This is a genomic window from Candidatus Poribacteria bacterium (assembly GCA_016866785.1).
Lineage (GTDB): Bacteria > Poribacteria > WGA-4E.
In genome coordinates this window covers 1-11,188 of record VGLH01000050.1, presented here as the reverse complement: position 1 = coordinate 11,188, position 11,188 = coordinate 1, and the positions used below count along the sequence as shown (strand labels likewise).

The 11,188-nt window shown below is 65.7% G+C and carries 13 protein-coding genes; 10 read left to right on the top strand and 3 right to left on the bottom strand.

Annotated features, from left to right (window positions below; all coding sequences use genetic code 11):
• Positions 1-44 precede the first annotated feature (44 nt).
• On the top strand, positions 45-1,223 hold the full coding sequence (locus tag FJZ36_09105; GenBank protein MBM3215057.1) for a GNAT family N-acetyltransferase: 1,179 nt from the start codon (positions 45-47) through the stop codon (positions 1,221-1,223).
• A gap of 6 nt (positions 1,224-1,229) precedes the next feature.
• Here the strand turns inward: FJZ36_09105 and FJZ36_09100 are convergent, their stop codons facing one another.
• Complete coding sequence (locus FJZ36_09100; protein ID MBM3215056.1) at positions 1,230-1,517, bottom strand: hypothetical protein; 288 nt, start codon at positions 1,515-1,517, stop codon at positions 1,230-1,232.
• Between the two features lie 101 nt (positions 1,518-1,618).
• Here FJZ36_09100 and FJZ36_09095 point away from each other — a divergent pair, with 101 nt between their 5' ends.
• The 9 genes from FJZ36_09095 to FJZ36_09055 all read left to right on the top strand — a co-directional run bounded on the left by FJZ36_09095 (position 1,619) and on the right by FJZ36_09055 (position 9,664).
• Positions 1,619-1,939: a hypothetical protein gene (locus FJZ36_09095; protein ID MBM3215055.1), complete on the top strand. Its 321-nt coding sequence runs from the start codon at positions 1,619-1,621 to the stop codon at positions 1,937-1,939.
• Positions 1,940-1,949: 10 nt separating this feature from the next.
• Positions 1,950-2,963, top strand: coding sequence for a tRNA (adenosine(37)-N6)-threonylcarbamoyltransferase complex transferase subunit TsaD (gene tsaD / locus FJZ36_09090; GenBank protein MBM3215054.1), 1,014 nt, complete (start codon positions 1,950-1,952; stop codon positions 2,961-2,963).
• A complete protein-coding gene (locus FJZ36_09085) occupies positions 2,960-3,586 on the top strand; it encodes a threonylcarbamoyl-AMP synthase (GenBank protein ID MBM3215053.1) in 627 nt (208 codons plus the stop codon). Before tsaD ends, FJZ36_09085 begins: the two co-directional genes overlap by 4 nt.
• Positions 3,583-4,041: a ribose 5-phosphate isomerase B gene (gene rpiB, locus FJZ36_09080; GenBank protein ID MBM3215052.1), complete on the top strand. Its 459-nt coding sequence runs from the start codon at positions 3,583-3,585 to the stop codon at positions 4,039-4,041. The genes FJZ36_09085 and rpiB overlap by 4 nt, the downstream gene beginning before the upstream one ends.
• A gap of 8 nt (positions 4,042-4,049) precedes the next feature.
• The gene (locus tag FJZ36_09075; protein MBM3215051.1) at positions 4,050-5,699 is read left to right on the top strand and encodes a CRTAC1 family protein; all 1,650 of its coding nucleotides are present in this window, start codon (positions 4,050-4,052) and stop codon (positions 5,697-5,699) included.
• Positions 5,700-5,722: 23 nt separating this feature from the next.
• Complete coding sequence (locus FJZ36_09070; protein ID MBM3215050.1) at positions 5,723-6,445, top strand: SDR family oxidoreductase; 723 nt, start codon at positions 5,723-5,725, stop codon at positions 6,443-6,445.
• A 323-nt stretch (positions 6,446-6,768) separates the two neighbouring features.
• Positions 6,769-7,017: a transposase gene (locus FJZ36_09065; GenBank protein MBM3215049.1), complete on the top strand. Its 249-nt coding sequence runs from the start codon at positions 6,769-6,771 to the stop codon at positions 7,015-7,017.
• 414 nt (positions 7,018-7,431) lie between these two features.
• Entirely contained in the window at positions 7,432-8,469 is a 1,038-nt protein-coding gene (locus FJZ36_09060; protein MBM3215048.1) for a mechanosensitive ion channel family protein, read from the top strand.
• A gap of 802 nt (positions 8,470-9,271) precedes the next feature.
• Positions 9,272-9,664 carry a nucleotidyltransferase domain-containing protein gene (locus tag FJZ36_09055; GenBank protein ID MBM3215047.1) on the top strand — a complete coding sequence of 131 codons (393 nt, stop codon included), beginning with the start codon at positions 9,272-9,274 and terminating at the stop codon, positions 9,662-9,664.
• Between the two features lie 50 nt (positions 9,665-9,714).
• Here the strand turns inward: FJZ36_09055 and FJZ36_09050 are convergent, their stop codons facing one another.
• Positions 9,715-9,978, bottom strand: coding sequence for a MoaD/ThiS family protein (locus FJZ36_09050; protein ID MBM3215046.1), 264 nt, complete (start codon positions 9,976-9,978; stop codon positions 9,715-9,717).
• A gap of 113 nt (positions 9,979-10,091) precedes the next feature.
• Positions 10,092-11,188 (bottom strand): xanthine dehydrogenase family protein molybdopterin-binding subunit (locus FJZ36_09045; protein MBM3215045.1); only part of this gene is annotated, 1,097 nt, incomplete at its 5' end.

Genomic DNA, 11,188 nt, shown 5'->3' with positions numbered 1-11,188 from the left:
ATCTCGCCGTCGCACCGTGCCGACCTCGATCCGCCCATCTTGCCCTGCCGGTCTCCCGGTTCGGCTCTGGAGACGCCGTGATCGCCCCCAACCTGTCTGAGTACGACGGACCCCGAACGCCCACGCCCGATGAATGGGAAGCCACCGTCGCATTGGCTCGCCGCGTGTTCTTCCCGAACGTGACGGACTTCGCGTCTGCCGCGCGAGCGTGGCCCATGGTGTTCCACGGCGACCGCCGCGAGAACACAATCGCGATGTTCCGCGACGGCGCTCCCGTCTCGATGGTTCAGGGGCTCGAGCGCGACTTCGTGACGGGCGGAGTCGTCCTGCGGGTGGGATACGTCGGGAGCGTCTGCACCGACGCGTCGCATCGGGGCAACGGGCTCGCCAGCGCCGCGCTGGAGGCGACCCATAATCGGTTCCGCGAGCACGGGGCGGACTTCGCCTACATCTCGGGAACGCGCCCTCTCTACTACGCGGCGGGAGCGAATCACGTCGGGATCGAGCTGCGGTTCCGCGTGGACGACTCGTCGCCGTTGGGCGACTTGCCGAAGGTCTCGGTTCGCCAAGCGACCCCGGCAGACGCAGCCCTCATCGCGCGGCTCCATTCGCGCGAGACGACGCGGATCGTTCGTCGACCTGCCGATTTCGCGCTCGTGCTCGACTGCGGCTACTGCGCCGGCAGGCAGTGTGGCATCTACGTCGTCGAGCTTGGGGGAACGCCGGTCGGCTATTACGCCACATGGGCCCACGCCGAGCGGTCGACGTGGATCATCGAGTACGGCGGCGGCCGGACGTGCGTCTTGGCGGCGATCCGCGACCTGGCTCAGTCGGGCGGCATGCCGGTCGATGTGAGCGTGCCGAGGCGGGACGGTCTGGGCGAACTGCTGGATGCCTGCGGCATCGCGGGTGTCGTCGCGCGAACCGGCGGAACCGTGAAGGCGCTCGATCCGGCGCGCACGCTGCGAAAACTGCTGAACCCCTTGGCGGAACGCGGCGCGCTCCCGAACGGCTTCGAGGTCACGCACGGGAGCGGGCGTTGGACGGCGGTCTCAGGCGATGACACGCTGCGCATCGACGGCGAAGGGGCGGTGCTCCGCGTCCTGCTTGGAGCGCCCTCCGACGACGATGCCCCGAGCATGGACGCGCGCGGCGTGTGGGCTGGAATCGCCGACGAATGCCTGCCGATCAGCATGCCGTCGGTCGTACTCAATATGATCTAGCGGCGTCTACTTCGCGGCTCGGCTGCCCCCGCCGAACGCCGACATGGCACCCAGCACGAAGCCGAAGTTGTACCAGCCGCCGTTGTTGTGGACTTCGTAGACGCTCACGGAGTCGTTGAACAGGGATACGATGAATGTGATGAACACGATGAGTCCGTGCCACAAGCCCTGCCAGAAACCGGCGACCTTCCCGACGGCGTCCGGCGTGGCAGTGTTCGGGTTGGCTCCCGCGGCGCATCCAGCGAGGAGCGCGACGCCCAGCAGACCCAAGCACAACAGAACCGCGCGCTTCATGTCCGTACCTCCCTGAAGTCCGACCGACGGCGATGCTCCGAACCGCCGTGCCGGTGACACGTGCTACTACGTTAGATAGCCGATCGCAGGAGAATCGAACGATGCGCTGGAAGCTGCTGAGCCTTGTTCTCCTAGTCATCGTGTTCCTTCAGTGCGGCGGAGACACTCCCATGCCCAACGGGAACGCCGAGACGAAGGGCAAATCGGCGACCGTCGAAATCTACGAGTTCAAGACCGCCGAAGAGCTGAAGGCGTTCCGGTTCCCGACCGACACGAAGGGCACGCTGGGGTTCCGCGTCACGCGCATCGAGAAGGAGCTCGTGCCGATCCGCTCGACGCCCGTGTTCGTCTCGGACGGGCAGCACGCGCTCGATGACAGCTTCATCAACACGGATGCCATCCGCATCATCGTGTTCCGCTAGGACAGACGCTTTGCCGCATCTGGTTCTCGGCATCGACACATCGTGCGACGAGACCTCCGCCGCCGTCATTGCGGATGGGCGGGACATCCGGTCGAACGTCGTCGCATCGCAGATCGAGGTCCACGAGCGCTTCGGGGGCGTGGTTCCCGAACTGGCGTCGCGAAAGCACGCGGAGATCGTCACGCGGATCGTGGATCGAGCGCTGCGGGATGCCGGCGTCACGTTGTCGGACCTATGCGCCATCGCCGTTACGGACCGCCCGGGACTGGTCGGAGCCCTACTCGTGGGCGTCGCGGCGGCCAAGGCGATCGCATACGTGTCGGGTCTGCCGCTGATCGGCGTTCACCACATCGAAGGGCACGTGTATGCGCCCGCGATGGTTGACGACGTGCCGTTTCCTCACGTCTGCCTGACCGTGTCCGGCGGTCACACGCTGCTGGTGCGCGTCGACGAAGGCTGGCGGTACGAAGTCCTCGGCTTGACGCTCGACGACGCCGTCGGAGAGGCGTACGACAAGGTGGCAAAGCTGCTGGGCTTGGGGTTCCCCGGAGGACCACTCATCGACCGCCTCGCGGCGAGCTCGGACGAACCGGAGGTGGATTTCCCTCGTCCGATGCTGGACAGCGGCGACTTCCGGTTCAGCTTCAGCGGCTTGAAGACCGCCGTGCGCTACCACGTCGAACGGAGCGGCGGCGAGGTGTCCGTGCCGGCGGTCGCGGCGGGGTTTCAGCGGGCTGCCGTGGAGACGCTCGTCGCCAAGCTGTTCGGCGCGGCGGAAGCCGTCGGAGCCCGTGCGGTGACGATCACAGGAGGCGTCGCGGCGAACCGGGCGCTTCGGAACCGAACGCGGGAGATCGCCGACGCGCGAGGCATCGCGCTCTCGATCCCGCCGATGTCGCTCTGCACGGACAACGGAGCGATGATCGCAGGCGTCGGATACCATCAGTGGCGACGGGGCGACGTCTCGGGACTCCAGCTCGGAGCCGCCGCGTCGGGTCCGCTGCCGACTCGGACCGTGGCATGACCGCCGTCGTCCACGATATGACCGGCATCGGTCTGGCGCGGGAAGCGGTCGAACGCGGAGAGCTTATCGCCTTCCCGACGGATACGGTCTACGGCGTCGGAGCCGACCCGCAGAACCGCGACGCGCTCGGACGGCTGTTCGACGCGAAAGGTCGGGACGCTGGCAAGCCGATTCCGCTGCTCTTCGCCGATCTCGACGTTCTCGTGGGAACCTGCCGGCTTTCGCCGACGGCGGAGCGGCTGTCGAAGGCGTTCCTGCCGGGCGCGATGACGCTCGTCGTCCATCCGGCGTTCGACTGTGCGAAGGAACTGACCTCGTCCGACGGGACGATCGGCGTGCGGATACCGGCGCACGAGGGAGCGCGCGCGCTGATCCGCGCATGCCGCGGCATGCTCGCCGTGACGAGCGCGAATCTCTCCGGCGAGCCTCCGGCGACTAGCGCAGAGGACGTCGCCGCGTCGATAGGAGAGCACGTCGCCGTCATCCTCGACGGTGGAGCGACACCGGGGTCCATCGCATCGACAGTCATCGACACGACCTGCGAGCCGCCGCGCATCCTGCGGCAGGGGGTCATCTCGGCGGAGCGCATCCAGTCCGTTCTCGACGAAGGGGAACGCCCATGAAGATCGCCATCGGCGGCGACCATCCCGCGTACGAGCTAAAGGAAGCCGTCAAGCGCTATCTGTCCGAGCAGGGCATCGACGTCGTCGATGTCGGAACGCACAGCACGGAGTCGGTGGACTACCCGGAGTTCGGCGCGGCGGTCGGGAGGCTCGTCCGCGACGGGTCGGTGGACCGGGGAATCGTCATCTGCGGGACGGGGCTGGGCATCTCCATCGCGGCGAACAAGATCGAGGGCATCCGCGCCGCGCTCTGCGTGAACACGGACTACGCCCGCCTCGCGCGCGAGCACAACGACGCGAACGTCCTCGCGCTGGGGGCGCGGTTCACCGCCGCGCCGCATGCTGCCGAAATCGTGCGCGTGTGGCTCGAAACGCCGTTCGGCGGTGGGAGGCACGAACGGCGCATCGAGCAGATCCGACGGTTGGATGCCGGAGACGAGCCGGCGTCCGGATAGGGAGGACTATGATCCGTCTACGGTGGGGTACCGTGGGCGTCTTGATTGCGTCGGCTGTTCTGTCTTCTTGCGGACAGCGCGATGCCGCGTTGACGCCCGTCGAGACGCGCTTCACGGAGGTGGCACAGGAAGTCGGAATGCGCTTCGTCCATCGCCAGATCGACGGTGACATGGACCTCATCTGCGAGTCGATGGGCAGCGGACTCGCCTGGCTGGACTTCGACAACGACGGCGACTGGGACCTCTACGTCGTCAATGGGAAGGGATACCCGAGTGCTCTCTACCGCAACGACGGCGGGCGTTTTACCGATGTCGCAGAGGCAGCCGGAGTGACAGGCTTCGGTTGGGGGATGGGCGTTACGGCGGCGGACTACGACGGGGACGGCTGGACGGACCTCTTCGTGACGCACTTCGAGGAGCCGGCGAAGCTCTATCGGAATCGGGGCAATGGGACATTCGAGGACGTCGCTGCGAAGGCGGGCGTCGCCGGATGGGGGTGGGAGGCGTCGTCCGCGTGGGGAGATGTCGATGGCGACGGCGACCTCGATCTCTACGTCGTCCGGTATCTCGACTTCAACAGCCCAGCCGCAGCGGTCGCGCACGATGGGTCTGGGAGACCGGAACTCCACACGCTGGTTCCCGACAACTATCCGCCCCAGGCGAACTCGCTCTACATCAACAACGGGGATGGGACGTTCACCGACGCGACCGCGCGAGCCGGAGTCGCCAACCCGGACGGTCGCGGCCTGGGGGCGATCTTCTGCGACTATGACCACGACGGCGATCTCGACCTCTACGTGGCGAACGACAACACGCCCAACGTTTTCTATCGGAACCGAGGCGACGGCACATTCGAGAACGTGAGCTTCGCCACCGGCACGGAGGACTCGCGCGGATCGATGGGGCTCTCCTTCGGCGACATCGACGGCGACGGCGATCTCGACCTCTTCGTCACGAACTGGCAGATGGAGACGAACGCGCTCTATCGGAACAATCAGATCGCGCCGGCAGGTAGGAAGTCCAGCGATACGTTCGACGACGCCACGCTCGAATCCGGCTTGGGACCGCCGTCCATGGGGCTGACCGGATGGGGCACTCATCTGGCGGACTTTGACAACGACGGCGATCCCGACATCTACGTCGCCAACGGCTACACGAGTCCGAGCGAGACGGACAAATCCTGCTGCGAGGGACAGCGAAGCCAGTTCTTCCGCAACGAAGGCGGGCGGTTCACCGAGCTCCGCGACGCCTTCGCCGTAGCCCCATGGGGGGCTGGACGCGGTTCCGCCGTCGCCGACTACGACGGGGACGGCGATCTCGATATCGCCGTCTCGCAGAACAACGGACGCCTGCTGCTCTTCCGCAACGACACAGGACACGAGCAGAGCGCCGTTCGCATCCAAGCGCCTCCCGGCGCGCGGGTCGAGGTGCGAGTCGGGAAGCGAGCTCGCGTCGCGCAGGTTACGGCGGGATCGAGCTATATGTCGTCCAGCGCCCCGGAGCTGGTCATCGGAACGCCGCACGGCAAGCGGATCGACCGGATCGAAGTGCGCTATCCGGGCGGGTCGGTTGAGACGGCGACACGGGTTCCCGTGGACAGCCGCATCCGGTTCGTCGGCGGAAAAGAGCCGGAGATGCTGGCAAACGCCCAACGGTGAGACCGCCATTATGGGAGGGAACCATGCGCTTGAAAGGTCAGACAGCGCTCATCACCGGCGCAGGACGCGGTATCGGACGAGCCATCGCCCTCGCATTCGCCGCCGAAGGGGCTGACCTCGCGCTGGCGTCGCGGACGGAATCGGAGCTCGACGCCGTTGCGCAGGAGGTCTCCGCGCTGGGAGTCCGGGCTCTGGTCGTCCCGATGGACATGGCGGAACCCGACGCCGTCCGCGCGCTCGCATCGAAGGCGCTTGGCGAGTTCGGCGTCGTCGATATCCTCGTGAACAACGCGGGCGTGGCGATCCACCACCCGGTTCCCGACATTCCCGAAGAGACGTGGGACTTCACGATGGCGGTGAACCTGAAGGCTCCCTTCCTCCTGACGAAGCTGCTGTGGAACCAGATGGTCGAGAGGGGTGGGGGTCACATCGTCAACGTGTCGTCGGTGTCCGGCAAGCAGGCAAGCGCGTCGAACGCGACCTACGCGGCGTCGAAGTTCGGGCTGGTGGGCTTCACGGAAGCGCTCTCGAAGGCGGGAAGCAGCGTGAACATCCGCGCTTACGCGCTCTGCCCGGGCCCCGTGGCGACGCGCACGCGCGCCAAGAACAATCCGACGGAAGACCCTTCGACGATCCTCCAGCCTTCCGACGTCGCGGAAGCGGCGTTGTTCCTCGTGACGCAGCATCCCCGCGTGTTGATCCGCGAGGTCGTCATCGACGTGAACCCGTCAGGTATCGGTCGTTAACCCGCGCGCTCCATGGGGGGATGAAGGGGCAGTGAGGGCGGGTGTGAGACCATCCGTGTCAACTTGACAGGATTCCTAGCGAAGCCGGGCGATGACGCCGGTTATGTCGCCATTGACGATGTGAAGCGCGATACGCTTCGCAACCGACTGGCCTCGCTGTCACCACGAAACGCGGTGCGCATCGCGGTGTCGCCCAGTCGTCCATCTCGGAAGTTCCTGCGGGTACTGTCATTCTGAGCGAAGCGAAGAATCTGCATGGCATGTGATACGCGAGATCCTTCGTCGCTTCGCTCCTCAGGAACCTGTCCTGAGCGAAGCGAAGAATGACAAGCCGTATGAACTTCTGCGATCGAGTACTCAGAGAAGCACCAAGCAGTCTGACCGCAGAGACGCCACGTGCCACTTCGCCCGGTGTCGGACGGGATCCTCACAAACTGCGCACTGGTTGTCAGTGGAACCACATCTCGAAGGAATACGGCGACGACAGCACGATCCACCGCCGTTTCCAAGCGTGGTGCGAGTTGGAGGTCTTCGATGAAATCTGGCGTCAACTCCTTACTCCGGTGTATTGACTCAAATAGGGTGTTGAGGCAGAATTCGACTCGGTTGACGAGATCAGGACTTTCGCTTTGCACGTTATCGGAAGTACAGGTCAACCGGACATTGTAGCGTTCATGCGGGTTCTGCGAGAGCCCTTTTCGTTGGAACACGTCAATCTGACACGTTTTCGAGTCCGAAGCGAAAGTCCTGACCCTAGGAAGGGAGAAGGTTGGGATGAGGGCTCGAAGCTTTCAGCGCCCTGCTTTAACTGGCGACGTTGGAGTGCGCACCTCACCGGTTGCCCGTTTGCCGCGAACGGGCGACGCGGCTAATATAGCGGCGAGTTGCGCCCCGGCAATCCGACGGGGAGCCTCTCCACACCGACTTTGACCGGTTAGGACCCGTCTGTGAAGGCGCTCTTCACCGAATACCCGACGCTCGACCAACTGCTCGTCGGCATCGCGATCTTCCTCGGATCGCTGATCGTCGGGTTCGTCATCGACCGGATTGTCATCGCCCGCCTGACGAAGCTCGCCGAATCGACCCGCTGGCGGCTCGACGAGATCATCACGAAGTCCCTGCGCGGGATGGCGATCATCTGGCTGGGAATCATCGGGTTCCGTGCCGGTATGACGGGCTTGCCGCTCAAGGAGGCTATCACCGACGACGTCCACAAGGTTCTGCTCGCGCTGGTGACGCTCTCGCTGACGGTCGTGCTGGCTCGCATGGCGGCGGGAGCCCTTCGCGTCTATGCGACGCGCATGGAAGGCGTTCTGCCCGGGACGAGCATCTTTGAGAACCTCATCAAGGTGACGATCTTCGCGGTCGGCGGCTTGATGATCCTCCAGACGTTCGGGGTGCCGATCACGCCGATCCTGACGACGTTGGGCGTCGGGGGCTTGGCGGTCGCCTTGGCGTTCCAGCCGACGCTGACGAACCTCTTCGCCGGTCTCCAGATCATTCTGGCGCGGCAGCTCAAGGTCGGCGACTTCATCGAGTACGACACGACGGGCGAACGCGGCTACGTGGCGGACATCACCTGGCGCACGACGACCATCCGCACGCTGACCGACAACATGATCATCGTGCCCAACTCCAAGCTCTCCGAAGCGGTCATCACGAACTTCAACCAGCCCAATCCAAACCTCTCCGTGCGCGTGCCTGTCGGCGTCCATTACGACAGTGATCTGGATCACGTCGAGAAGGTCACGCTCGAAGTCGCCCACGAGGTCATGCAGGAGGTTCCCGGCAGCGATCCCGACTTCGAGTGCCGCGTCCGCTACAGTGCATTCGCCGACTCCAGCATCAACTTCAACGCGATTCTGCGGGTCAGCGCGCCGGAGCACCAGTTCCTCGTGGTTCACGAGTTCATCAAGCGCCTGAACCGTCGCTACGTCGCCGAAGGCATCGAGATCCCCTACCCGATCCAGAACCTCTACATGCGCACGCCCGTCGAGCTCGCTTCCGGCGGACACGCCACATGAGCATCGATGTCGTCATCGCCGCCTGGCGTCCGATCCTACTGCGCCATCTCCCACTCGTGCTGGGAGCCTGGGCGCACCTGGTCGCCGGAGCCATCCTCGCCTTCTTTGTGCTGTGGGACGCGCATCGGCGGAACTCGCGGCACGCGAGGCTCTGGGCGTGGTGCGTCCAGTTGTTCCCGCTGGCGATCCTCGCCTATCTCGTGCTCCGACCCCATCCGAAGCCGCTGCACACGGCGTTCGGCGTCGTCCAGTACGCGCCGGACGAGAAAGAGCAGCCGCGCCCGTTCTCGCTGTGGCTGGGGCAGCATCTGACCAGCCCGATTCCCGCGCTGGGGCAGTTCCTGCTCGGCGGCTGGTTCCGCGCCATCGCCTTTGTCGCGCTGATCGCTCTTTCGGCGACCCTCTACGCGTTTCAGCAGCGCGATGTCCGCGAGAGCTGGCTCATTCCGAAGAACCTGCTGCCCGAGGCGCGCCAGGCAGAGACGGTTACCGTCAACTTCAGGGTTCCGCCGTGGCTGGGCAAGGCGATGGCAATCGAGCTGGTCGTGCTCATCGTCATCACGTATCTCGACCGTATCACACTCGCCGACGGGCTGGTTCACGGGCGTTCGCGGCGCACGCGCACGCCGATCGCCTACTACCGAATCGCCGCGAGCGATCCGGTCGCCGGTGACGCCGAGTTCACGATCAACGCGGAGGGCGTCATCGCCGGGTCATCTGACCAGGCGGACTTCGTCGCGGAAGGGGATGGCATCCTGCCTCGTCATGTCGCGTTCTATGTCCATCACGACCGCCGGAGCGAGTGCACGGTTCGCCTGCGCTGCCTCGACGAGTCGGCGACGGTGCTACTCGATGGCGAGCCCGTCCACGAAGCCGTGCTGTCTCCCGGCAGCGAGGTCACGGTCGGTCAGACCGCCTTTCGGTTCCTGCCACTGAACGCGTAGACAGCCTGGCTCCTGCCCGCGCTCGCGGCGAGGCAGACGCCGACAGCGACGTGGACCTGCTCATCGTGCTGCCTGGCGGAACCGACCGCCGGGCTGCTGCCATCGCCATCCGACGGGCTTTGGAGGACATGCCCGCCGCCAAGGACATCGTCGTATCGACGCCCGAGGAGATCGCGCGCCGGGGCGACATCGTCGGATCGATCCTGAAGCCCGCTCTGCGCGAAGGACGTGTTCTCTATGAGCGAAGCTGACCACATCGGCGAGGCGCGGCGTTGGCTGCGCTGCTCAGAACAGACCGGAACTACCCGCCGCTGAGCGCCGGAAGGAAATGCACCTCGCTGTCGGGAGGGACGGGCTGCAAGAGTCCCATCCGCGCCACCTCGCCGTCGATGGCTGCCGCGACGCCCGGACGCAGTTGATCCCCCTCGCAGAGCCATCGGCGCGTTCCGGGGAACCGTTCCTCCAGCGCGTTGACGATCTGGCGGAGGGTCTTCCCTTCGAGCTGGACGTGCTCGACGCCGTCCGTGTAGTTCCGCATCATCGGCGGGATGAAGACGGTGGGCATGGATCGGGCTCCCGCGTTCGCTTGCCTGCCGTCGTGCGGCGCAGTGTGAGGTTTCGGCGGGGTTCATGCGTGGTAGGGGCGGGTCTAAGACCCGCCCCTACGGGACCGGATGGCTACTTGCCAGCCTTGAGGAGCTCCGCGAGCACGCGCGGCGGACTCATCGGAGCCTCGCGCAGTCGAATCCCCACGGCGTCGTAGATCGCGTTGGCGATCGCCCCGACCGGCGGCACGATGGGCGTCTCGCCGACGCCGCGCAGCCCGAACGGATGGTTCGGGTTCGGCACTTCGACGAGGATCGTGTCGATCATCGGCACGTCGAGCGCCGTCGGGATGCGGTAATCGAGGAAGCTCGCGTTGAGGAGGTGACCCTTCTCGTCGTAGACATACTCCTCGTTGAGCGCCCAGCCGATGCCCTGCGTCGCCCCGCCCTGGAGCTGCCCTTCGACGTACGCCGGGTGGATCGCCCTGCCGACGTCCTGCGCCGCCGTATAGCGGAGAACCTGCACCTTGCCGGTCTCCGGGTCCACCTCGACATCGACGACGTGGGTTCCCAGTCCCGGCAGTGCGCCGCCGGCGTTGACGCTGGTCTCGGCGGAGATGGGTCCACCCGTGCGGAACATCTGCTCGGCGACCTGCTTGAACGTCGCCTTCTTCTCGGCGTCCGATTTGCAGGTGAGCGTTCCGTCGTCGTGGTACTCCACCTGATCGGGTTCCACTTCCCATGAGCGAGCGGCGCGCCGGGCGATCTCTTCGCGGATCTGGAGCGCGGTGCGATGGCAAGCGACGCTCGTCTTGTAGGTCGCGCTGCTGCCGCCCGTGACGCTCGTGTACCCCACGGATTCGGTGTTTCCGACGCTCGGGATGACGTCCTCGGCGGCGATGCCGAGCGTCTCGGCGACGATGATCGCCATCGAAGCGCGGGAACCGCCGATGTCCGTCGATCCCTCGATGAGCGAGACGGTTCCGTCGGTGTTGACGGCGATCGCCGCCGACGACTCGCCGCCGCCGTTGAACCAGAACCCCGACGCGACGCCGCGCCCCTGGTTCGGTCCGAGCTTCGTCTTGTAGTGGTCCGTGTTCTTGACAGCCTCGAGCGTTTCGAGGTAGCCGATGATGCCGAACATGGGCCCGTCGGCGCGTCGGTCGCCTTGCTTGACGCCGTTCTTGAGGCGGAAGTCGACCGGGTCCATCCCGACCGCTTCGGCGAGCT